The sequence below is a fragment of the Streptomyces lasiicapitis genome, assembly GCF_014646335.1.
Taxonomy (GTDB): domain Bacteria; phylum Actinomycetota; class Actinomycetes; order Streptomycetales; family Streptomycetaceae; genus Streptomyces; species Streptomyces lasiicapitis.
Genome location: NZ_BMNG01000024.1, coordinates 34,619 through 57,126, shown reverse-complemented (window position 1 = coordinate 57,126; position 22,508 = coordinate 34,619). Strand labels below are relative to the sequence as shown.

Annotated in this window: 22 protein-coding genes; 16 read left to right on the top strand and 6 right to left on the bottom strand. The window is 72.6% G+C overall.

Annotation, left to right across the window (positions count from 1 at the left end):
- Positions 1 to 10 precede the first annotated feature (10 nt).
- Both IEY91_RS38320 and IEY91_RS38315 read right to left on the bottom strand, forming a co-directional pair.
- A complete protein-coding gene (locus IEY91_RS38320) occupies positions 11 to 292 on the bottom strand; it encodes an Lrp/AsnC family transcriptional regulator (protein WP_164325752.1) in 282 nt (93 codons plus the stop codon).
- Entirely contained in the window at positions 289 to 1,020 is a 732-nt protein-coding gene (locus tag IEY91_RS38315) for a rhomboid family intramembrane serine protease (protein ID WP_189177436.1), read from the bottom strand. The genes IEY91_RS38320 and IEY91_RS38315 overlap by 4 nt, the downstream gene beginning before the upstream one ends.
- Before the next feature lie 134 nt (positions 1,021 to 1,154).
- Between IEY91_RS38315 and IEY91_RS38310 the strand changes: the two genes are divergently transcribed.
- The 5 genes from IEY91_RS38310 (at position 1,155) to IEY91_RS38290 (ending at position 6,622) form a co-directional block, all read left to right on the top strand.
- The gene (locus IEY91_RS38310; protein WP_164325754.1) at positions 1,155 to 1,394 is read left to right on the top strand and encodes a hypothetical protein; all 240 of its coding nucleotides are present in this window, start codon (positions 1,155 to 1,157) and stop codon (positions 1,392 to 1,394) included.
- Positions 1,395 to 1,429: 35 nt separating this feature from the next.
- Positions 1,430 to 2,779, top strand: a complete 1,350-nt coding sequence (locus tag IEY91_RS38305) for an NYN domain-containing protein (RefSeq protein WP_164325755.1) — start codon at positions 1,430 to 1,432, stop codon at positions 2,777 to 2,779.
- A gap of 225 nt (positions 2,780 to 3,004) precedes the next feature.
- Positions 3,005 to 4,066: a C40 family peptidase gene (locus IEY91_RS38300; protein WP_164325756.1), complete on the top strand. Its 1,062-nt coding sequence runs from the start codon at positions 3,005 to 3,007 to the stop codon at positions 4,064 to 4,066.
- Between the two features lie 261 nt (positions 4,067 to 4,327).
- Positions 4,328 to 5,365, top strand: coding sequence for a C40 family peptidase (locus IEY91_RS38295; RefSeq protein ID WP_189177435.1), 1,038 nt, complete (start codon positions 4,328 to 4,330; stop codon positions 5,363 to 5,365).
- A 39-nt stretch (positions 5,366 to 5,404) separates the two neighbouring features.
- Positions 5,405 to 6,622 (top strand): hypothetical protein, encoded by a 1,218-nt coding sequence (locus IEY91_RS38290; protein ID WP_373288115.1) that lies wholly within the window; start codon positions 5,405 to 5,407, stop codon positions 6,620 to 6,622.
- On the opposite strand, the gene IEY91_RS38285 is transcribed toward IEY91_RS38290, so the two are convergent.
- On the bottom strand, positions 6,579 to 7,898 hold the full coding sequence (locus tag IEY91_RS38285) for a glycosyltransferase 87 family protein (RefSeq protein WP_229697517.1): 1,320 nt from the start codon (positions 7,896 to 7,898) through the stop codon (positions 6,579 to 6,581). The genes IEY91_RS38290 and IEY91_RS38285 overlap by 44 nt on opposite strands.
- Before the next feature lie 104 nt (positions 7,899 to 8,002).
- On the opposite strand from IEY91_RS38285, the gene IEY91_RS38280 reads away from it, so the two are divergent.
- Positions 8,003 to 9,145 (top strand): glycosyltransferase family 4 protein, encoded by a 1,143-nt coding sequence (locus tag IEY91_RS38280; protein WP_189177434.1) that lies wholly within the window; start codon positions 8,003 to 8,005, stop codon positions 9,143 to 9,145.
- Between the two features lie 242 nt (positions 9,146 to 9,387).
- Here IEY91_RS38280 and IEY91_RS38275 read toward each other — a convergent pair whose 3' ends face one another.
- The gene (locus IEY91_RS38275; protein WP_164325759.1) at positions 9,388 to 11,184 is read right to left on the bottom strand and encodes an AMP-dependent synthetase/ligase; all 1,797 of its coding nucleotides are present in this window, start codon (positions 11,182 to 11,184) and stop codon (positions 9,388 to 9,390) included.
- Positions 11,185 to 11,543: 359 nt separating this feature from the next.
- Here IEY91_RS38275 and IEY91_RS38270 point away from each other — a divergent pair, with 359 nt between their 5' ends.
- From IEY91_RS38270 to IEY91_RS38245, 6 genes are all read left to right on the top strand, one after another.
- Positions 11,544 to 12,356 (top strand): metallophosphoesterase family protein, encoded by an 813-nt coding sequence (locus IEY91_RS38270; protein ID WP_189177433.1) that lies wholly within the window; start codon positions 11,544 to 11,546, stop codon positions 12,354 to 12,356.
- 82 nt (positions 12,357 to 12,438) lie between these two features.
- The gene (locus IEY91_RS38265; RefSeq protein ID WP_164325761.1) at positions 12,439 to 12,882 is read left to right on the top strand and encodes an SRPBCC family protein; all 444 of its coding nucleotides are present in this window, start codon (positions 12,439 to 12,441) and stop codon (positions 12,880 to 12,882) included.
- An 89-nt stretch (positions 12,883 to 12,971) separates the two neighbouring features.
- The gene (locus IEY91_RS38260) at positions 12,972 to 14,144 is read left to right on the top strand and encodes an ArsA family ATPase (RefSeq protein ID WP_189177432.1); all 1,173 of its coding nucleotides are present in this window, start codon (positions 12,972 to 12,974) and stop codon (positions 14,142 to 14,144) included.
- A 153-nt stretch (positions 14,145 to 14,297) separates the two neighbouring features.
- Positions 14,298 to 14,816, top strand: coding sequence for a DUF5304 domain-containing protein (locus tag IEY91_RS38255; protein ID WP_164325763.1), 519 nt, complete (start codon positions 14,298 to 14,300; stop codon positions 14,814 to 14,816).
- A gap of 52 nt (positions 14,817 to 14,868) precedes the next feature.
- The gene (locus tag IEY91_RS38250) at positions 14,869 to 15,822 is read left to right on the top strand and encodes an ROK family glucokinase (protein WP_164325764.1); all 954 of its coding nucleotides are present in this window, start codon (positions 14,869 to 14,871) and stop codon (positions 15,820 to 15,822) included.
- 93 nt (positions 15,823 to 15,915) lie between these two features.
- Positions 15,916 to 16,674: an endonuclease/exonuclease/phosphatase family protein gene (locus IEY91_RS38245; RefSeq protein ID WP_189177431.1), complete on the top strand. Its 759-nt coding sequence runs from the start codon at positions 15,916 to 15,918 to the stop codon at positions 16,672 to 16,674.
- A gap of 8 nt (positions 16,675 to 16,682) precedes the next feature.
- Here the strand turns inward: IEY91_RS38245 and IEY91_RS38240 are convergent, their stop codons facing one another.
- Positions 16,683 to 17,339, bottom strand: a complete 657-nt coding sequence (locus IEY91_RS38240; protein ID WP_164325766.1) for a hypothetical protein — start codon at positions 17,337 to 17,339, stop codon at positions 16,683 to 16,685.
- Positions 17,332 to 18,111 carry an alpha/beta hydrolase gene (locus IEY91_RS38235; protein ID WP_164325767.1) on the bottom strand — a complete coding sequence of 260 codons (780 nt, stop codon included), beginning with the start codon at positions 18,109 to 18,111 and terminating at the stop codon, positions 17,332 to 17,334. Before IEY91_RS38235 ends, IEY91_RS38240 begins: the two co-directional genes overlap by 8 nt.
- 235 nt (positions 18,112 to 18,346) lie before the next feature.
- On the opposite strand from IEY91_RS38235, the gene IEY91_RS38230 reads away from it, so the two are divergent.
- From IEY91_RS38230 to IEY91_RS38215, 4 genes are all read left to right on the top strand, one after another.
- A complete protein-coding gene (locus IEY91_RS38230) occupies positions 18,347 to 19,216 on the top strand; it encodes a lysophospholipid acyltransferase family protein (RefSeq protein ID WP_164325768.1) in 870 nt (289 codons plus the stop codon).
- Between the two features lie 50 nt (positions 19,217 to 19,266).
- Positions 19,267 to 20,508, top strand: coding sequence for a MacS family sensor histidine kinase (macS, locus tag IEY91_RS38225; protein WP_189177430.1), 1,242 nt, complete (start codon positions 19,267 to 19,269; stop codon positions 20,506 to 20,508).
- A 95-nt stretch (positions 20,509 to 20,603) separates the two neighbouring features.
- A complete protein-coding gene (locus tag IEY91_RS38220; protein WP_164328613.1) occupies positions 20,604 to 21,263 on the top strand; it encodes a response regulator in 660 nt (219 codons plus the stop codon).
- A 175-nt stretch (positions 21,264 to 21,438) separates the two neighbouring features.
- Positions 21,439 to 22,467: a 6-phosphofructokinase gene (locus IEY91_RS38215; protein WP_164325770.1), complete on the top strand. Its 1,029-nt coding sequence runs from the start codon at positions 21,439 to 21,441 to the stop codon at positions 22,465 to 22,467.
- The last annotated feature ends 41 nt before the right edge of the window (positions 22,468 to 22,508 follow it).

The window sequence follows — 22,508 nt, the reverse complement described above, 5'->3', positions numbered from 1 at the left end:
ATTCCGGGGATTACGAGTCCAGGCCGATCGCGAACGCCGCCTCCAGGTCGTGCTGCGAGTACGTACGGAACGCCACGTGCGTGTCCGTCCCCTCCACGCCCGGGATCTTGCTGATCTTGCCGGGGATGACGTCCGCGAGGTCGTCGTGGCGGGCCACCCGGACCATCGCGATCAGGTCGTACGTACCGGTCACGGAGAAGACCTCGCTGACGCAGTCGAGGGCGGCGATCGACTCGGCGATCTCGGGGATCCGGTCCACGCTGGTCTTGATGAGCACGATCGCGGTGATCACGGCTGACTGTCTCCCTCGGTGGCCGTTCCAGAGGCTTTCACTCTACTTGGCCTGCGACCACGCCCCCAGGCGTAGACGAACCCCAGGGAGAACCCCACCAGGTGCGCCAGATACGCCACCCCGGGACCGTCGCCCTCCTGCCCCGCCGCGGCCCACTGCAGCGCCACCCAGAACGGCAGCACCACCCATGCCGGAAACCGCAGCGGCAGGAAGAACAGGAACGGGAAGAGGCTGGTGACCCGTGCCTTCGGGAAGAGATAGAGAAAGGCGCCGAGCACGGCTGAGATCGCGCCCGAGGCGCCCACGAGGGTCTGGCCGGAGTCCGCGTGCGCGATCGCGTAGGCGAGCAGGGCGAGGCATCCGCAGCCGAGGTAGAAGAGCCCGTACTGGAGGTGGCCCATGCGTTCCTCGACCATCATTCCGAACACGTACAGGAACAACATGTTGCCGAGCAGATGCAGCCAGCTCCCGTGCACGAACAGAGCCGTCACGGGAGTGAGCGCGACCCGCGGCTTGTCGCTGAGGAGTTCGACGGGTACCACCCCCCAGCGCTCGAAGTAGGCCCGCTGCGCGGCGATGAGCGCGTCGCCGGTGCCGTAGGCCGGGTTGAGCCCCGAGCCGGGGGAGATCAGGAAGACCACGCAGCACGCGACGATCAGCGCGTACGTCACCGGAGCCGCCTGTTGCCTGACCTTCCGGGCCGCCGCCGGGACCCACGCAGTGATCATGGACAGAGCATGACGTAACGACGGCGGTCGGCCCGGACCGCCTCGCCCGCTGGTGTGCGTACGGAGCCCCTTACCCAGGCCTTAGGGTTACGGGCAATACGCACCACGGTTCCCGAAGGAAAGCGAACGTCACGATGCCGGTTCCCCTGCCGACCGACACCACCCGATGGCGCTGCGCCCTCTGTGGCAACCTCACGCGCTTCGACGTGACCCGTTCGTCGAAGGTCGTGGAGTACGTGCATCTCGACCTGGCCGGAGCGCCCAAGGTCGAGGAACGCGAGGTGGTGAGTGAGACCATCGAGTCGGTCCGCTGCCGCTGGTGCAACGCGGTGGACCAGGTGGAACTCGTGGACAGGCCCGGGGCCGACTCCTGAAGGGGAGCGGCCCCGCACAGCTAGTGGGGTGACCGATGGTGGAGAGCGCGGGCGGAGCGCCGGAGGACGGCGCCGCTGAGGTGCTCGACCGTCCGCTGCCCGACGGCGTGCGGCGGGCGGTCGTGCAGATCGTGTCGGACGGCTTCGGCGGCCTCACGGTCGCGGAACTGCCGCCGCAGTTGCGCCAGTACGCGCGCTTCACCCCCAGCAGGCGGGTGAAGTTCGCGGCCAACGCCATGGCCGCCGCCCTGGAGAGCGACCCCCTCTTCCGCCAGCGCATCGGCGAACGCCTCCGCGAGGCTCAGCCCGAGCTGGCCGGGGCCCTCGACGCCGGCACCCCGCCGCCCGCCGCCGACCCCCTCGACGTGGCGGCAGCCGCCTATGTGCTGCGCCCGCTCGGCTGGGTGAAGCTGGTCACCGCGGCCGGCGAGGAGGCCCAGCGCGCGGACGCCGAGCGGGCCGACGAGGAGACCCGGGCCGAACTGGAGCGCCTGCGCGCCGAACTGACCGCGGCCCGCGGCCACACCAAGGCCGAGACCGAGCGCCTGCGCGCCGAGCTGGAAACGGCGAAGAAGGAGGCCGAGTCGGCGCACCGCAAGCTGCGCGGCGCCCTCAGCGACATCAAGCGCGGCGAGGCGGCGCTGCGCAAGGCCGCCGCCGAGAGCGAGGCCGCGCGCGCCGAGAGCCAGGCCCAGCTCTCCGCCGCCGACAGCGAGGCACGCCGCCTCAAGGCCCGGCTCGGGGAGGCCGAGGCCGCCCTGGAGGCCACCCGCAGGGCCGCCCGCGAGGGCCGCAGCGTCGAGGACATGCGGGTGCGCCTGCTGCTCGACACGGTGCTCGAGGCCGCCCAGGGGCTGCGCCGCGAACTCGCCCTGCCGCCGGTGTCGGTGCGGCCCGCCGAGACCGTCGACGCGGTCGAGCCGGGGCGGATGACGCCGAAGGACATCGCCGCCCGCGCGCTGTCGGAGAACGATCCGGCCATTCTCGACCAGTTGCTCGCGCTGCCGCAGGCCCATCTGGTCGTGGACGGCTACAACGTCACCAAGACCGGCTATCCCACGATGCCCCTGGAGAAGCAGCGGCTGCGGCTCCTCGGCTCGCTCTCGCAGCTCGCGCTGCAGACCGGGGCCGAGGTGACGTGTGTCTTCGACGGCGCCGAGCTGGCCGCGCCGGTGCTGCTCGCGCCGCCGCGCGGGGTCCGGGTGCTGTTCTCCAAGGCCGGTGTGACGGCGGACGAACTGATCCGTCAGCTGGTGCGCGCCGAGCCGCCGGGCCGCCCCGTCATCGTCGTGTCGACCGACCGCGAGGTGGCCGACGGGATCGCGAAGGCGGGGGCGCGTCCGGTGGCGTCCGCGGTGCTCCTGAAGCGGCTTTCGCGGGGCTGAGCGCCGCTCCGACCCCATCCGTAACTCCCGTACCGTATGCCCGAATTAGGTCATGCGTGCGCGGGACGGAGCGTCAATTGACCGCTACCGCGCGTCGATTCTTCGTAAAGAAAACGCTTGGCGGCCGACTTTTTCATGGTCAGGATTTGATCTGATCATCGGCAGGTCACTAGGGTCACGCCCAGACCTCCGCTCTGTTGATCACTCATCGAAGGAGCCGCCTTCGTGGCGTCACACCGTCGACCCAAGCAGCCGGGCCGTGCCCGTGTGACCGTGCTGACCGCGACCGCCGCCGCGGCCGTCGCGCTCACCTCACAGGCCGCGAACGCCGCGCCGAGCGAGAAGCCGAGCAAGGACGAGGTCAAGTCCAAGGTCGACAAGCTCTACGAAGAGGCCGAGAAGGCGACCGAGAAGTACAACGGCGCCAAGGAGAAGCAGCAGAAGCTGGAGAAGCAGGTCGACACCCTGCAGGACAAGGTCGCCCGCGGCCAGGACGACCTCAACGAGCTGCGCAGCGGCGTCGGTTCGCTCGCCAGCGCGCAGTACCGCTCCGGCGGCATCGACCCCTCGCTGCAGCTCTTCCTCTCCTCCGACCCGGACAACTACCTCGACAAGGCCTCCGCGCTCGACCAGTTGAGCACTAAGCAGGCCGAGTCCCTGAAGAAGATCCAGGCCAAGCAGCGCACGCTCGCCCAGCAGCGCAAGGAGGCCGCGGACAAGCTCGACGACCTGGCCACCACGCGCACGGAGCTCGGCAAGAAGAAGCGCGAGGTGCAGGGCAAGCTCGGTGAGGCGCAGCGCCTCCTGAACTCCCTCTCCGCCAAGGAGCGCGCCGCCCTGAAGGCCAAGGAGGACCGCGCCTCGCGCGCCTCCGAGCGCCAGGCCCTCGACAAGTCGGACAAGCCCGACACCTCGACGGGCACCGCCCCCAAGGGTTCGGGCCGCTCCACGTCCGCGTACGCCGCCGCGCAGAGCAAGATCGGCTCGCCGTACGTCTACGGCGCCACGGGCCCGAGCTCCTTCGACTGCTCCGGCCTCACCTCCTGGGCCTACGCCCAGGCCGGCATGACCATCCCGCGCACCTCGCAGGCCCAGGCCAACGCGGGCACGCGGATCTCCTCGCAGAGCGACCTGCGCGTCGGCGACCTCGTCATCTTCTACGGCGACCTGCACCACGTCGGCTTCTACGCGGGCAACGGCCAGGTCCTGCACGCCCCGCGCAGCGGCACCGTCGTCCGCTACGAGTCGATCAACAACATGCCGTTCCAGTTCGGCGTCCGCATCTGACCCGAGTGGCGTCCGCCGCACCGTCCGATCGGGCGAATTCCAGTAACTTCCGCTGACCCCGCGCCCCGCCGATGACCTGCGTCAGAGGCGGGGCGTCACCGTGCGTAGGCGCCGAGGGTCTTTGGCCGCGACGTGATCACGCCGCTACTGTCGCGCGCGTTCCCCGACATCCGGGGAGCGGCCCCCGCCCGTTCGCGGGGGACCGGCAGTCCTCCGCCTCGCGCGGGGGTCACGTTCCAGCGGAAGGGAGAGCGGCTTCCCGTGGGATCCCATCGCCGTCCCGCAGCACCCACCGGTCCCGACCGGTGCGTACGCACCGCCACCATCACCGTCCTGTCCGCCGCGGCCACCGCGGCCGCCCTGGCCGCGGCGCCCGCGGGCGCCGCCCCGCAGGAACCGCGGGCCGACACCAAGGCCAAGGTGGACCGCCTGTACGAGCAGGCCGAGCAGGCAACGGAGGCGTACAACAAGGCGGATGAACGCGCGGACACCCTGCGCGGCCAGGTCGACCGGGCCAAGGACAGGGTCGCCCGCGGCCAGGAGCGCATCAACACCATGCGCGGCGCCCTCGGTTCGCTGGCCGGAGCCCAGTACCGCGCGGGCGGCATCGACCCCGCGCTCGCCCTGATGCTGTCCTCCGACCCGGACGGCTACCTCGACAAGGCCTCGGCCCTGAGCCGCCTCAGCGCCCGGCAGAGCGGCGAACTCACCAAGCTGCAGCAGGCCCAGCGCGCCCTCGCCCAGGAACGCGCGGAGGCCACCCGCAAGCTCACCGAGCTGGAGAAGAGCCGCAAGACCGTCGCCCGGCACAAGCGCACCGTCGAGAGCAAGCTCGCCAAGGCCCGGCAACTGCTCAACTCGCTGCCGGAGGAGGAGCGCGACGCGGACGGCAGGTCCTCGCGCTCCGGCCGGGGCGAGCTGCCCGACCTCGCGGGCGCGGGCGCCCCGGCGTCGTCCCGCGCGGCGGCCGCGATCGCCGCGGCCCGCTCGGCGGTCGGCAAGCCGTACGTGTGGGGCGCCAACGGGCCCTCCGGGTTCGACTGTTCGGGCCTGACCCAGTGGTCGTACTCCCGCGCGGGCGTCGGTCTGCCGCGCACCTCCCAGGCGCAGGCGGGCGCGGGCCGGCAGGTGCCGCTCTCCCAGGCCCAGCCCGGCGACCTCGTCGCCTACCGCGACGACGCCAGCCACATCGGGATGTACGTCGGCAACGGCCAGGTGGTGCACGCGCCCTACCCCGGCGCCGCCGTGCGCTACGACCCGGTGGGGATGATGCCGGTGTCGTCGGTGACGCGGGTCTGACGGACGCCCGCGCCGTCCTGCCCCCGTACGATCGTCGATGTGGCTGGTCGAGGGCAGGGGCGCGGGCGTGACGGACGGGTGGCGGCGGTGGGCGCGGCGGTGTGCCTCGCGGTGCTCGCGCCCGTGGCGCTCGCCGGCTGCGTCGACGGGGACCGGGCGGACGCCGCGCCCGGCGACGTACGACGGCTGCTCGAACGGCGCGCGGAGGCCGTCCTGGAGCGCGACGCGCGGGCGTACCGGGCGACCGGCGGACCCCGCGCGGGCTACGACAACCTGCGCGACGTCCCCCTGAAGTCCTGGACGTACCGCCTCAAGGACTTCGACCGCGACGGCACGCGGGCCACCGCGACCGCCGACCTCGACTACCGCGTCGCGGGCTACGACCGCGCGCCCCTGACCGCCGAGCGGTCGCTGTCGCTGCAACGGCGCGACGGGCGCTGGTACGTCACCGCCGAGGGCCCCGCGGAGAAGGCCGCCGAACAGCTCTGGGACCAGGGCCGCGTCGACGCCGTGCGCGGCACCCACAGCCTGGTGCTCGGCGTCGGCCGTGAACGCGCGGACCTGCGCCGGTACGCCGAACTCGCCGACCGCGCGGTGCCCGCCGTGCGGGACGCCTGGCGCGCCCCGTGGCCGGGCAAGGTCGTCGTCCTGGTCCCGAAGTCCCTGGACGGCATGGCGGATCTGCTCGGCGCGCCCGCGTCCGGCTACCAGGGCATCGCCGCGGTGACCACGGGCGAGGCGGGCGGCTCCGGCAAGGCGCCCGCGGACCGCATCGTCATCAACCCCGAGGCGTACGGCGTCCTCGGCGAGCTGGGCAAGCAGGTCGTCCTCACCCACGAGACGACCCACGTCGCCACCCGCGCCGTCACCTCACGGGCGACCCCGCTGTGGCTCTCCGAGGGCTTCGCGGACTGGGTCGGCTACCGCGGCACGGACCGTGCCCCCGAGCAGGCCGCCCCGGAGCTGCGCCGCGCGGTCCTGGAGGGCCGCCTGCCCGCGACGCTGCCCGAGGACGACGACTTCGGCTTCAGCGGCGACGCCGGGGGCCTGGCGCGGGCGTACGAGGGCGCGTGGCTGGCCTGCCGGATGATCGCGGAGGACCGGGGCGAGGGGAAGCTCAGGGAGTTCTACGAGTCCGTGGGGCGGCACGGGCGCCGGGCGGGCGCGGTCGAGGGCGCGCTGCGGGACGTACTCGGCACGACGGAGGAGGAGTTCACGGCGCGGTGGCGGCAGTATCTGCGGGACGAGCTGATGTGAGCGGCGCGGGCGAGTCCGGGCCCGTCGCGGCCTTCGCCACGGTCTCGGTGACCGTCTGCCGCCACAGCACACGGCACGCGAGCACGGTGGCGGCGACGAGCAGGCCGTTGCGTACGACGAGGAGCGCCACCCCCAGCGGGTCACTCGCCACCACCTGCGCGAACCACACCGGGAACTCGAGGAACGTGACGAATGTGGCCGCGAGGACGAGCCAGGCCGGCCACACCATCAGGCTGCCGCGATAGGCAACGCACACCGCGGCCACCCCGACCAGCCACACCATGTACTGCGGGCTGATCACCCGGCTCGTCGTGGTGAACAGGAGCACCGCCGCGAACGCCGCGTCCGCGGGCGTCGTCGCCGCCCAGGCGCGGGCCCGCACCCGCCACAGCACGAGCCACCCGAAGGCGGCCACCGAAAGCGCCTGCGCCACCGCGCTCACCAGCGGGACGTACGGCCCGAGGAACTCCACCGAGCCGTAGTTGAGCCGCACCGTCCCCGACCAGCCGAGATGGCGTGCCGCATGGAAGACGAGCGCGCCCAGCGACTCGACCTCCGTGCCCCGGTCCCGCTGGAAGGTGAGGAACGCGAGCGCCCCCGGCATCGCCGCCACGAACAGCAGTGTCACGGCGCCCGCCGTCACCGCCGCCGCGCCCCACGAACGCCGCGTCGCCCGCGCCCGCGGCGTGCCCACGAGCAGCAGCACCGGCCACACCTTCACCACCGCGCCGAACCCCGCGAGCACCCCCATCGCACGCGCGCGCCCCGCCCCGGCCAGCAGCGCGGCGACGGCGAGCGCCGTCACCATCAGGTCGTAGCGGGCGTACGCGGTCGGCCCGAGCAGCGCCACCCCCGCCGTCCACACCCAGGCCCCCCGCACGGTCCGGCCCGGCCGCCCGCCCGCGTACAGCAGCAGCCCCGTCACCACCGCGTCGGCCAGGAACGACAGCAGGAAGAACGCGGCGGGGTAGCTCAGGAACGGCAGCGCGGCCGGGCCGAGGACGGCGAGCGCGGCGGCGGGCGGGTACTGCCAGGTGACGTCGTCGAGCGGGAACGTGCCGGTGCGCAGGACCTCGTACCAGCCCTGGTAGATGTCCGAGACGTCGTTGGTGACGTCCGGGCCGGGGATGACGACGACGTGGAAGACGCAGAGGAGGAGCAGGGCGCGGGTGGGGGCCCAGAGGGCGAGGAGGCGGAGCTCGGGCGGGGTGGAGGTCCTGGCGGGTGGCGTGCGCGTGCCGGTGCCCGCTTCTGCCTCCGCGGCCGTGTCCGTCATGTGCACCTCGCCTGTTATGTACGTATTTGAGTGGAGTTCGGAAAGTCATGATGCCGGGAGGGGCTGCGTGAGGGGACGAGGCGGGGCCGGTACTGTCTGCGGCGATGCACAAGACCCTGGTCGTCACGAACGACTTTCCGCCCAGGCCCGGAGGCATCCAGGCGTTCCTGCACAACATGGCGCTGCGCCTGGACCCGTCCGAGATCGTCGTCTACGCCTCGACCTGGAAGCGCGGCGCCGAAGGCGCCGAGGCCACCGCCGCCTTCGACGCCGAGCAGCCTTATCCGGTCGTCCGCGACCCCACCACGATGCTGCTCCCCACGCCCCGCGTCACCCGCCGCGCCGTCTCACTCCTTCGCGAACACGGCTGTACGTCCGTGTGGTTCGGGGCGGCCGCGCCGCTCGGCCTCATGGCGCCCGCGCTGCGCAGGGCCGGGGCACGGCGGCTCGTGGCGACCACGCACGGGCACGAGGCCGGGTGGGCCCAGTTGCCCGCGTCCCGCCAACTCCTGCGCAGGATCGGCGAGTCGACCGACACGATCACCTATCTCGGTGAGTACACGCGGTCCCGCATCGCCGCCGCGCTCACGCCCGCCGCGGCCGGGCGCATGGTCCAACTTCCGCCCGGGGTCGACGAGAAGACCTTCCACCCCGGCTCCGGCGGCGACGCCGTACGGGCCAGGCTCGGGCTCACCGACCGGCCGGTGATCGTGTGCGTCTCGCGGCTCGTGCCGCGCAAGGGGCAGGACACGCTCATCCTCGCCATGCCGCGGATTCTGGCTCGGGAGCCTGACGCGGTGCTGCTCGTCGTGGGGGGCGGGCCCTACGAGAAGGAGCTGCGCAGGCTCGCCGCGGAGACGCGTGTCGCTGACTCCGTGGTGTTCACCGGGGCCGTGCCGTGGGCCGAGTTGCCCGCCCATTACGGGGCCGGGGACGTCTTCGCCATGCCTTGCCGTACGCGGCGTGGCGGGCTCGACGTCGAGGGGCTCGGCATCGTCTACCTGGAGGCTTCCGCCACCGGGTTGCCCGTCGTCGCCGGGGACTCCGGCGGCGCCCCGGATGCCGTCCTCGACGGGGAGACCGGGTGGGTCGTGCGGGGTGGCTCCGCGGAGGATTCCGCCGACCGGATTCTCGCTCTGCTCGGTGATGCCGAGTTGCGGGAGCGGATGGGGGAGCGGGGGCGGTTGTGGGTGGAGGAGCGGTGGCGGTGGGACTTGCTGGCGGAGAGGCTGCGGGAGCTGTTGTAGGCCGCGTGGGTACGCCCCGGTCCCGCCCCTTCCCGTAACCAGGGGCTGCCGCCCCTGGACCCCGCTATCGGCGCTTCGCGCCTCGTCCTCAAACGCCGGACGGGCTGGATCTGGCTGGGTACAGCCCCTCCGGCGTTTGAGGAGCGGGGGTCTGGGGGCAGGGCCCCCAGTTTCGGGAAGGGGTGCCCGCGCGCGGAGCGCGCTATTGGACGCAGCGGGGAGCCCCCGGCAGGGAACCGACCTCAGCCCCGGTAAAGCGCCTCGATCTCGTCCGCATAGTCCTTGGCGACCACGTTCCGCTTCAGCTTCAGCGAAGGCGTAAGGTGCCCCGACTCCTCGGTGAACTGGGCGGGCAGCACACGGAACTTGCGGACGGACTCGGCCTTGGAGACCGCCGCGTTCCCGTCGTCGACAGCCTGCTGCACGGCGGCGAGAAGGTCGGCGTCCTCCCGCAGGGAGGCGGCGGAGGCCCCGGCCGGCTTCCCGTGCTCGGCGGCCCACCGCACGAGGAACTCCTCGTCGATGGTGACGAGCGCCCCGACGAACGGCCGCCCGTCCCCGACGACCATGCACTCGGCGACGAGCGCGTGCGCGCGGATGCGGTCCTCGATGACGGCGGGAGCGACGTTCTTGCCGCCCGCCGTCACGATGATCTCCTTCTTGCGGCCGGTGATCCGCAGATACCCGTCCTCGTCGAGGGTGCCGATGTCCCCGGTGTGGAACCACCCGTCGGCGAGGGCCTCCTCGGTGGCGCCCTCGTTGTTCCAGTACTCCTTGAACAGGTGCTCGCCGTGCAGCAGCACCTCGCCGTCGTCGGCGATGCGGACGACGGAGCCGGGCAGCGGCTGTCCGACGGTGCCGATCTTCTGCCGGTCCCAGGGGTTGAAGGCGGTGGCGGCGCAGGACTCGGTCAGGCCGTAGCCCTCGAGGACGGTGAAGCCGATGCCGCGGAAGAAGTGGCCGAGGCGCTCGCCGAGCGGCGCGCCGCCGGAGATGGCGTACTCGCCGCGCCCGCCGAGGACGGCGCGCAGCTTGCTGAAGACCAGCTTGTCGAAGACCTTGTGCTTGACGCGCAGGCCGATCGAGGGACCGCCCGGGGAGTCGAGGGCGCGGCTGTACGCGATCGCCGTGTCCGCGGCCTTGTCGAAGATCTTGCCCTTGCCGTCGGCCTGCGCCTTGGCGCGCGCCCCGTTGTAGACCTTCTCGAAGACGCGCGGCACACCGAGGATCAACGTCGGCCGGAACGCGGCCAGTTCGTCCGTCAGGTGCTTGATGTCGGGCGCGTGGCCGAGCTTGATGGGGGCCATCAGGGCGGCCACCTCCACCAGGCGGCCGAAGACGTGCGCGACGGGCAGGAAGAGCAGGACCGAGCACTCGCCGGTGCGGAACAGCGGCTTCAGGCGCTCCACCACGTTGCCGCACTCCGCGAAGAAGCTGCGGTGGGTGAGGACACAGCCCTTGGGGCGGCCCGTGGTGCCCGAGGTGTAGACGATCGTCGCCGGGTCGTCGGCGCCCGCGACCCCGCCGCGCTCGTCCACGGTCGCGTCGGAGACCTCGGCGCCCGCCAGGTTCAGCTCCTCGACGCCGCCCTTGTCGATCTGCCACACATGGGTGAGGGCCGGCAGGCGGTCGCGCACCGACTCGACGGCCGCGGCGTGCGCGTCGGACTCCACGACGCAGGCCACCGCGCCGGAGTCGCCCAGGATCCACTGGATCTGCTCGGCCGAGCTGGTCTCGTACACGGGCACGCTCACCGCGCCCGCGCTCCAGATCGCGAAGTCGAACAGCGTCCACTCGTAGCGCGTACGCGACATCAGACCCACCCGGTCGCCCGGCTGGACGCCCGCCGCGATCAGGCCCTTCGCGGCGGCGCGCACCTCGGCGAGGAACGCCGTCGCCGTGACGTCCTGCCAACTGCCGTTCACCTTGCGGCCGATGACCGCCACATCCGGATGCTGCGCGGCGTTTCTGCGGACGATGTCGGTCAGATTGCCGTCCGCGGGGACCTCGTACAGGGCCGGAAGGCTGAACTCGCGCAAGACTGCTGCTCCTACATAGGGCGCCGACGCCACGACGTTGTGCGATGCGACGGTGCGGTCCAAGGTCGGGCAGGTGCTCAGTCGGGGGGTTCGGGGGATCCTCAGGGTTTCGTTGAGGGGCTGAGCACTACTGGACTGCCCGGACGTTACCCATCGGTATGGCTGGTTCGGTAGGGGGGCCGGGCCAGATGTTCTGTGCGTCACACGACGTTGTGGTCTGAACCGCACAGTACGCCACGCCCTTCCTGACTCGGAAGTAACCGCGGACGTCTGTGCAGGTCCACGTCCCGCACCCGACCGGGCCCGCCCGATCACCCCGCCCTGGTCGGCCCGGGGCCCGCCGTCTTAAGGTGACCGGCATGCGAGGTTTCCGGGTCCATGTGGTCAGTGACGTGCACGGCAACGCCAAGGACCTGGCCCGCGCGGGCGACGGCGCCGACGCCTTGATCTGCCTGGGTGACCTGGTGCTCTTCCTCGACTACGCGGATCACGCGCGCGGCATCTTCCCCGATCTGTTCGGCAAGGAGAACGCCACCCGGCTCGTCGAACTGCGCACCGCCCGCCGCTTCGAGGAGGCCCGCGCCTTCGGCGCCTCGCTCTGGGCCGGCCTGGACCGCGGCCCCGCGGTGGAGAGCGCGGTCCGCAAGCAGTACGCCGAGCTGTTCGCCGCCTTCCCCACCCCTACGTACGCCACGTACGGCAATGTCGACATGCCGGACCTCTGGCGTGAATACGCCGGTGCGGGCACGACCGTCCTCGACGGCGAGCGCGTCGAGATCGGCGGCCGCGTCTTCGGCTTCGTCGGCGGCGGCCTCAGGACCCCGATGCGTACGCCGTACGAGATCAGCGACGAGGAGTACGCCGCCAAGATCGAGGCCGTCGGCGAGGTCGACGTGCTGTGCACGCACATCCCGCCGGAGGTGCCGGACCTCGTGTACGACACCGTGGCGCGCCGCTTCGAGCGGGGCAGCCGCGCGCTGCTCGACGCGATCCGGCGCACCCGGCCGCGGTACGCCCTCTTCGGGCATGTGCACCAGCCCCTTGTGAGCCGGATGCGGATCGGGTCGACCGAGTGCGTGAACGTCGGGCACTTCGCGGGGTCGGGGCGGCCCTTCGCGCTGGAGTGGACGAGCGCGGCGCCTGGGGAGAGCGCGGGGGTGAGGACGGGGTGAGTGGCGCAGGTCGCGTGCGCGGTAGCCTTCAGCGGGCACGCACAAGCGCCCGCACCGGACCGCATCTGGAGGAGCCACCGCGATGGCGGAATACACCAGCTCGAGCATCACGATCGAGGCGGCACCGGCCGACGTCATGGACGTGATCGCCGACTTCGCCCGCTATCCGCAGTGGACCGGCGAGGTCAAGGAGGCCGAGGTCCTCGCGACCGACGACGCCGGCCGCGCCGAACAGGTCCGGCTCGTCATGGACGCCGGGGCGATCAAGGACGACCAGACCCTCGCGTACACCTGGAGCGGCGAGCACGAGGTGTCCTGGACCCTCGTCAAGTCCCAGATGCTGCGCTCCCTGGACGGCTCCTACCTCCTGAAGCCGTCCGGCACCGGCACCGAGGTCACCTACCAGCTCACGGTCGACGTCAAGATCCCCATGCTCGGCATGATCAAGCGCAAGGCGGAGAAGGTCATCATCGACCGCGCCCTGGCAGGCCTCAAGAAGCGAGTCGAGACCGACCCCAAGGCCTGAGCCCGCCCCAGGAAGGCCTGAGCTCGCCCCTCAAGGCAGCCCAGTCCGGCGAGGGCCCCGCATCCGCCCCCAACGTAGAGTCCACCCGCATGCGCACCCTCCTCGTCACCGGCCCCGGCGGAGCCGGCCGCACCACCCTCGCGGCGGCCACCGCCCTCACCGCCGCCCGCGAGGGCACCCGCACCCTGCTGATCTCGGCCGACCGCCAGGACACCCTCGGCGCCGCCCTCGGCACCCCCACGGGCCCCCGCCCGAAAGAGGTGGAGCCGGGCCTGACGGCCGTGCGCCCCGACCCGGACACCGGCTTCCGCACCGGCCTGCTCGCCCTCCAGGAGCACGCCCGCCCGGCCCTGGACCTGCTGGGCGCGGGCCGCCTCGACGACGAGGAACTCACCCCTCTCCCGGGAGCCGACGACCTCGCCCTCCTGGGCGCCATCGGCGCGGCCGCGCACACGCAGACGTACGACACCGTCGTCGTCGACCTCCCCGCCGCCCCCGGCGCCCTCGCCCTCCTCGCCCTGCCCGGACAACTCCGCCGCTACCTGCGCCGCCTGCTGCCCCCGGAACGCCAGGCGGCCCGCGCCCTGCGCCCCGTCCTCGGCCGCCTCGCGGGCGTCCCCGTCCCGGCCGGTTCGCTGTACGAGGCCGCCGCCCGCTGGGAGGAGCGGCTCGCCGCCGCGCAGGCCGTGATCGAGGCCCCGGGCACCAGCGTCCGCCTGGTCGCCGAGCCGGGACCGGCGGGCGCCGACGCCGTCGCCCGCACCGCCACCGGCCTCGCCCTGGGCGCCCTCGCCCTCGACGCCGTCGTCGCCAACCGCGTCCTGCCGACGCCCCACGACGACACCCCCTGGCTCGCCGCGCTCCGCGCCCAGCAGCACAAGACCCTCGCCGAGTGGACGCAGACGTACCCCACCCACGAGGTCACCCACCGCGGCCAGGACCCCCGCGGCACCGACGACCTCGCCGCCCTCCGCGCACCGGCGCCGGGACGGGCGCCGGACCCCGTCGACTGGCCCGTCACCGACACCCTCGCCACGGACTCCCTGCTGATCTGGTCCGTCCCGCTGCCCGGCGTCGTACGCGAGGACCTGGACCTGATCCGGCGCGGCGACGAACTGGTCGTCACCGCGGGCCCGTTCCGGCGGATCGTCACGCTGCCCTCCGCGCTGCGCCGCTGCGCCGTCACGGGTGCGGGCCTGCGCGAGGGCACCCTGCGGATCCGCTTCGCGCCGGACCCCGACCTCTGGCCGCAGAACCGCTGAGGCCCGGCCACAGGACCGCTCAGGTCCGGCCACAGAGCCGCCGGACCGGAGGCCGCGCCTCCCACGGGGCCCGGAGACCCGGTGAACGGTCTGCCGCCATTCGGGTAACGTCGAGAGTACGAATTCATCGGCCCTGCGCAGGAGTCAGCCCTCATGAGCGATGCCATCGAGCGCGACGCGTCCGAGCCGGATCGCGACAGGTCCGAGCCGGAGCCCGCCGCCCGCCCCGAACCCGCAGCGACGGACGCCGACGCGTGGGCCACGGCCTGCGCCGAGGACCTCGCGGCGGAGAAGGCCCGCCGCCGTGCCGAGTACGGGCCGCCGCCCGGCTCCGCGGCCGAGGAGCTGCGCAAACTCGTCGACGCGGTCTCGGACAAGCTCGCGGGACTGCAGTCGCCGCTGCTCGGCGCGGTCGCCCAGGGCGCTGTGCAGGAGACGGTGCAGCAGGTCGTCCGGCAGGCGAAGGCCGCCGTCGAGCCCGTCATCGAGCGCAACCCGGACGTCTTCGACCACCTCGCGGCGGCCGGCTCCGAACTGCTCGCCGCCTACCGCAGCGCGGTCACCCGGCAGGAGGGCCGCTGGACGCGCGACGACGCCGGACCCACCCCTGCGAGCGGCTCCGATCCCCGCGACGAGGGCCCCGAACCGGGGGAACGCATCGATCTGGACTGACCCCCCTCGGGTACGGTGGGCCGTAGCGGGGCTCGATCGAACTGAGGGATTCATGGGACTCACCATCGGCGTCGACATCGGCGGCACGAAGATCGCGGCCGGAGTGGTCGACGAGGACGGTCACATCCTGTCGACGTTCAAGGTGCCCACCCCCGGCACCTCCGAGGCCATCGTCGACGCGATCGCCTCCGCGGTGGAGGGGGCACGGGCCGGGCACGAGATCGTCGGCGTCGGCATCGGCGCCGCCGGGTACGTCAACCGGCAGCGCTCCACGGTGTACTTCGCACCGAACATCGACTGGCGCCAGGAGCCGCTGAAGGACGAGGTCGAGCGGCGCGTGGGCCTGCCGGTCGTCGTCGAGAACGACGCCAACGCGGCCGCCTGGGGCGAGTACAAGTTCGGCGGCGGCAAGGGCCACCGCAACGCCATCTGCATCACGCTCGGCACCGGCCTCGGCGGCGGCATCATCATCGGCAACAAGCTGCGCCGCGGCCACTTCGGCGTCGCCGCCGAGTTCGGCCACATCCGGATGGTCCCGGACGGCCTGCTGTGCGGCTGCGGCAGCCAGGGCTGCTGGGAGCAGTACGCGTCGGGGCGCGCCCTCGTGCGGTACGCCAAGCAGCGCGCCAACGCCACGCCGGAGAACGCCGATTACCTGCTCTCGCTGGGCGACGGCACCCCCGACGGCATCGAGGGCAAGCACATCTCCATGGCCGCCCGCCAGGGCGACCTCGTGGCCGTGGACTCCTACCGCGAGCTGGCCCGCTGGGTCGGCGCCGGACTCGCCGACCTGGCCTCGCTGTTCGACCCGTCGGCGTTCATCGTCGGCGGCGGCCTTTCGGACGAGGGCGAGCTCGTGCTCGACCCGATCCGCAAGTCCTTCAAACGGTGGCTCGTCGGGGCGCAGTGGCGGCCCCAGGCGGAAGTGATCGCCGCGCAGCTGGGCAACAAGGCGGGCATGGTCGGCGCGGCCGACCTGGCCCGGGAGCCCGACCCCATCATGTGAGCCAGGTGCACACGTGACCCCCGGCGCAGGGGGGAAACCCCGGGCGGGCTGGAATTCTCCAGCCCGCCCGGGGTTTCCCGTATCTTGATCGCCATGTCGACCGACCCGACGCGTACGCTGCCCAACTCCCGCACCGAACCCGACGGTTCGGCCGTCGTCCGGGTGCTCAGCTACAACATCCGCTCGATGCGCGACGACAACGACGCGCTCGCCCGCGTCATCGCCGCGTGTGCGCCCGATCTCGTCCTCGTGCAGGAGGCGCCGCGGTTCTTCCGCTGGCGCAAGAAGCTGGCGCGCCTCGCCCGCGCGGCCGATCTGGTGATGCTCTCCGGCGGCGGTACGGCGGCCGGGCCCGCGCTGCTCTGCTCGCTCAGGGCGACCGTGGAGCGCACCGAGGACGTGCTGCTCCCGCTGACGCCCGGACAGCACCGGCGCGGCTTCGCTACGGCCGTGGTGCGCTTCGGCGGCGCCCGGCTCGGCGTACTGAGCTGCCACTTGAGCCTGCAGAACCGGGAGCGGTACGAGCAGGGCGGGATGCTGCTCGACCGGCTCGCCGCGATGGACGTGCCGCACGCGGTCGCGGGCGGCGACCTCAACGACCGCCCCGACGGGCGTACGTTCCGCCGCGTCGCGGGCGGACTCCAGGACTGCTGGGCCACCGAGCCCTGGGGCGGCGAGTACACGTCGACCCCCGCGAACCCGCACCAGCGCATCGACGGCATCTTCGCCACCGAGGGCGTCGAAGTCCTCGGCTGCGGCGTCCCGTTGGACTGTCCGGGCGTGACGGACAGCGACCTGCGGGCGGCCACGGACCACCTGCCGGTGCTGGCGGCGGTCCGCGTACCCGCGTAAGGCGAAGGTCAGACGACGGCCCCGCGCCCGGGGTCGTCGTCCTCCTCGTCGTCCCCCTTCATGCGGACGACCAGCGTCGCGAACCCGCCCAGGAAGCCGCCGATGCCGAGCGTCGTCAGCCACCACGTCATCTGCCAGCCGAGCAGCACCGCGAGCAGCAGCAGCACGGGGCCGCCGATGACGGCGAGCCAGGCGAACCTGGCGGTGACGTCGCCGTCCGGCAGGGGCGGCGGCTCGGGCGGCACGAAGTGGCCCTCGTCGCCCTCGTCGAAGTCGTCCTCGGAGGCCTCGGCCGCGCCGTAGTCACGCGGGCCCGCGCCGCCCACGCCCGGCGCGAAGGACACGGAGCTGCCGAGCGGCTTCGCCGGGGCGTCGCCGTCGGACGGCTTGCCGTCGCGGTCGGCCTTGGCGCCCTTGTCCGTCAGGGTGTCGCCCGCGTCGCCGTCGGCCGGGCCGTTGGTCTCCGTCTCGAGCAGCGCCAGATCCTCGACGGACTTGAACGGCTTGGCGCCCGGCGGGTCCGCGGGCTCCTCGCCGTACCCGGCGACGATGGCGCGCCACGCGGCGTCCTCGTCGATCGGAACGGCCTGCTCCGCCGACTCGGGACCGCCGTCGTCGCGAGACTCCTCGCGGTCGGGCTCCGACTTGTCCTGCTGCTCAGCCACCGGTGGTCGTCCCTTCCTTGCCTGCGCTGGGGGCGAGCCGGCCGATGAACGCGAGGCTCTCGTCGAAGATCCGGTCCGCGTCGTGGTCCAACGTCGCGACGTGGTAGCTCTGTTCCAGGAGGATCTCCGTGACGTCCGTGGACGACACCCGGCCGAGCACACGGGCGGAGTCGACGGGCGGCACCACGTGGTCCTGCGGGCTGTGCAGGACCAGGAGCGGCTGCGTGACCTGCGGCAGCTCGGCGTCGACGAGACGGAAGAACTGGCGCAGCGAGTGCGCCGCGTGCAGCGGCACCCTGTCGTACCCGAGCTCGGCGGAGCCCGGCTTGGCGATGTCGCTGGCGATGCCCTTGGTGGAGGGCACCAGGAAGCGGGCCACGGGCAGGGCGAACGCCGCCCGGTCGTGCATCTTGTTCGCGGGGTTGACCACGACCACGCCGCGCACCGCGTCGCCGTACCGCGCCGCGAGCCGCAGCGCGAGGGCGCCGCCCATGGACAGGCCGAAGACGAACACCTCCGTGCAGCGCTCGGTGAGGGCGCGCAGCTCGCGGTCCACCTCCGCGTACCAGTCCTGCCAGCCCGTGACCTGCATGTCCTGCCAGCGTGTGCCGTGGCCGGGCAGCAGCGGCAGCGAGACCGTCAGGCCGTGCTCCGCCAGGCGCTCGGCCCAGGGGCGCAGCGACTGCGGGGATCCGGTGAAGCCGTGACAGAGCAGGACGCCGACCTCGCCGCCCTCGTGGCGGTACGGCTCGGCTCCGGAGAGGACCGGCACCTTCGGTCTCCTTCGTGGGATGAGTACTTCGGGTGGGACGAGTACTTCGGGTACGGGGGGTACTTCACCGTACGCGACCGGACTGACACCGACCAGGGCCGTCACCCATACCGGACGGGGCCCGCGACGGCCGCGGGCGGGGGCCGCCGGCCCAGCTCCGGAAGGAGCGCGGGCCCCGCTCGGGTTATGGTCTGATCCACAGACACAGGAGGCACTCGGTTTGATCTACGGCGCAATGAAGCTTTCCATCGGAGGGCCCCTGAAGCTCGCCTTCAGGCCCTGGGTGGAAGGCCTCGAGAACATTCCCGCCGAGGGCCCCGCCATCCTGGCCAGCAACCACCTGTCCTTCTCGGACTCCTTCTTCCTGCCCGCGGTCCTCGACCGCAAGGTCACCTTCATCGCCAAGGCCGAGTACTTCACGACGCCCGGCGTGAAGGGCCGCATGACGGCCGCCTTCTTCAAGGGCGTCGGCCAGCTCCCGGTGGACCGTTCGGGCGCGCGCGGCGCGGGTGAGGCCGCCGTCAAGAGCGGCATCGACGTCCTGGAGCGCGGCGAGCTGTTCGGCATCTATCCCGAGGGCACGCGCTCTCCCGACGGGCGGCTCTACCGGGGCAAGCCCGGCGGCCTCGCGCGCGTGGCGCTCGCCACCGGCGCGCCCGTCATCCCCGTCGCGATGATCGACACCGAGAAGATCCAGCCGCCCGGCAAGGTGATGCCGAAGCTGATGCGTCCCGGCATCCGCATCGGCAAGCCCCTGGACTTCTCCCGCTACCAGGGCATGGAGCACGACCGTTTCGTGCTGCGGGCGGTGACCGACGAGGTCATGTACGAAATCATGAAGCTCTCCGGCCAGGAGTACGTCGACATCTACGCGACCGCCGCGAAGCGCCAGCTCACCGAGGCGGCCAAGGCGGAGAAGGAAGCCGCGAAGGAGGCGGCGAAGAAGGAAGAGGCGGCCAAGAAGGAAGCGGCCGCCAAGCAGGCCGCCGCGGCCGCCAGGGGGATGGTCGAGGGCGGCACCGTCCCGGACGGCAAGCTGGACGACGACGAGCGGGACGACGCGGCGGACGCCGACCGCCCCGGCAAGGAACGGTCCGGCTCCTAGCCGCGTCGGTGTGAGAGGGGCGCACGAGCGCGCCCTGTGGGGTGGGGTTCGTGGCTAAGCGCGAGAGAGTCATGCGGATGTCGGTCGAGCAGCCGCTCTGGCGTGCCCTCACCGCGTATCGCCTCCTGACCATGCTGTACGCCATCGGCCTCTTCGTGGCCGCGTACGAAACCTTCGCCCGTCCCTGGCTCGCCATCGGCTACTACGCGGTGCTCGCCGCCTGGACCCTCGCCACCCTGCCCAAGGTCGCGGGCGCCGTGAGCTGCACCAAGCGGTTCCTCGCGGTCGACCTCGGGGTCGCGCTCACCGGCATCCTCCTGACGCCGGTCGCGGTCGAGCACTGGCGGGTCGTCGACGGCGGGCCGACGCTGCCGTCCATATGGACGGCCGGTTCGGTGCTCGCCTTCGCGATCAAGGGCGGCTGGCGCTGGGCGGCCTTCGCCTCGCTGCTCGTGGGCGTCGCGAACGTGGTGCAGCGCGGCGCGTTCAGCCGCGACACCGTCCACAACGTCCTGCTCGTGTGCATCGCCTCCATCGCCATCGGATACGTCGTGGAGGTCGCCCGCGCCTCGGAGCGCACCCTCGCCCGCGCCCTGGAGATCGAGGCCGCGACCCGCGAGCGGGAGCGCCTGGCCCGCGACATCCACGACAGCGTCCTCCAGGTCCTCGCCATGGTGCAGCGGCGCGGCACCGCCATCGGCGGCGAGGCGGCCGAGCTCGGCCGGATGGCGGGCGAGCAGGAGGTCGCCCTGCGCACCCTGGTCGCCGGCGGCCTGGTCCGCACCTCGTACGCGTCCGAGGACGTCTCCCAGGGCGCCGTCGTCCGCGCCGTCGAGGAAGCCGACGACCCCGACCTGACCGGGAGCGCGACGTGCGACCTGCGCGCCCTGCTCGCGCCGTACGCCGGGGCGCTCGTCACCCTGTCGGAGCCCGGCGCCGTGGTGTCGGTCGCGCCGCGCGCGGCCAGGGAGCTCACGGCCGCCGTCGGCGCCGCCCTGGACAATGTCCGCAGGCACGCCGGGGCGGAGGCGCGGGCGTGGATCCTGGTCGAGGACGAGCCGGACGCCGTCATCGTGACGGTGCGTGACGACGGCCCCGGCATTCCGGAGGGGCGGCTCGCGCAGGCCGAGGGCGAGGGGCGGCTCGGTGTCGCGCTGTCCATCCGGGGCCGGCTCCGGGACATCGGGGGCACGGCCGAGCTGATCTCGGTGCCGGGCCAGGGCACGGAAGTGGAACTGAGAGTGCCGCGCGCCGCGCGGGACGTACGGGGGAAGGCGGAAGCGGACCGATGAGTAGCGAGCGCAGCCAGCGCAGCGAACGCAACGAACAGAGCGCGGCGGGACCGGACGGGTCGACAGGCGATGCCGCCGCCGCGCCCCTCAAGGTGATGGTCGTCGACGACCACCCGATGTGGCGCGACGCCGTCGCCCGGGACCTGGCCGAGTCCGGCTTCGACGTGGTGGCGACCGCGGGCGACGGCGAGCAGGCGGTGCGCCGCGCGCAGGCCGCCGCCCCGGACGTCCTCGTCCTGGACCTCAACCTGCCGCTGAAGCCCGGCGTGCAGGTCTGCAAGGAACTCGTCGGCGCCAACCCCGCGCTGCGCGTCCTCGTCCTGTCGGCCAGCGGCGAGCACGCGGACGTCCTGGAGGCGGTCAAGTCCGGCGCCACCGGGTACCTCCTGAAGTCCGCGTCCACCGCCGAGCTGATCGACGCCGTGGGCCGCACGGCCGTCGGCGACGCCGTCTTCACGCCCGGACTCGCGGGCCTGGTCCTCGGCGAGTTCCGGCGCCTGGCCTCCGAGCCCGCGCCCGCGACCCCCGACGAGCCGGGCGCCCCGCGCCTGACCGACCGCGAGACCGAGGTGCTCCGCCTGGTCGCGAAGGGCCTCAGCTACAAGCAGATCGCCGAGCGCCTGGTCATCTCGCACCGCACGGTGCAGAACCACGTCCAGAACACCCTCGGCAAGCTCCAGTTGCACAACCGCGTCGAGCTCGTGCGGTACGCGATCGAGCGCGGCCTCGACACCGACGAGACCGCCGGGGCGTGATCCTGCGGGCCTTCGCGCGGCCCGGGGCGTGACCTCCTTCGGGTGAACCGGACCCGCCCTCTCCACTACAACTCCCTCACCGCGTCCCGGAATTCACGGTTCGTCCCATGCCGGAGTGACGCGGATCACCATTAGCGTGGCCCGCGTCAGGCAACTGTGGCGAAGGGACTTTTCCATGCGGGTCGGAGTACTGACCGGAGGCGGCGACTGCCCCGGGCTCAACGCCGTCATCCGGGGCGTCGTCCGCAAGGGCGTACAGGAGTACGCGTACGACTTCGTGGGCTTCCGCGACGGCTGGCGCGGACCGCTCGAAGGTGACACCGTCCAGCTCGACATTCCGGCCGTCCGCGGCATCCTGCCCCGCGGCGGCACCATCCTCGGCTCCTCGCGCACCAACCCCCTCAAGGTTGAGAACGGCATCCGGCGCATCAAGGAGAACCTCGCCAAACTGGAGGTCGAGGCGCTCATCGCCATCGGTGGCGAGGACACCCTCGGCGTCGCCGCGCGCCTTACCGACGAGTACGGCGTGCCCGTCGTCGGCGTACCGAAGACCATCGACAACGACCTGTCCGCCACGGACTACACCTTCGGCTTCGACACCGCCGTCGGCATCGCCACGGAGGCCATCGACCGCCTCCACACCACCGCCGAGTCGCACATGCGCGTCCTCGTCGTCGAGGTCATGGGCCGCCACGCCGGGTGGATCGCGCTGCACTCCGGGCTCGCCGGCGGCGCCAACGTCATCCTCATCCCGGAGCAGCGCTTCGACGTCGAGCAGGTGTGCGCCTGGGTCACCTCGCGCTTCAAGGCCTCGTACGCGCCCATCGTCGTCGTCGCCGAAGGGGCGATGCCCAAGGACGGCGAGATGGTCCTCAAGGACGGCACGCTCGACTCCTTCGGGCATGTGCGGCTTTCCGGGGTGGGGGAGTGGCTGGCCAAGGAGGTCGAGCGGCGCACCGGCAAGGAGGCGCGTACGACCGTCCTCGGTCACGTCCAGCGCGGTGGCACCCCCAGCGCCTTCGACCGCTGGCTCGCCACGCGCTTCGGCCTGCACGCGATCGAGGCCGTCCGGGACGGCGACTTCGGCAAGATGGTCGCCCTGCGTGGCACGGACATCGTCCGCGTCCCCATCGCCGACGCCACCGCGAGGCTCAAGACGGTCGACCCCGCGCTCTACAAGGAGGTGGGCGTCTTCTTCGGCTGACCCGCGCTCTTCGGCCGACCCGCGCGGCCGGCGCCTTCGCC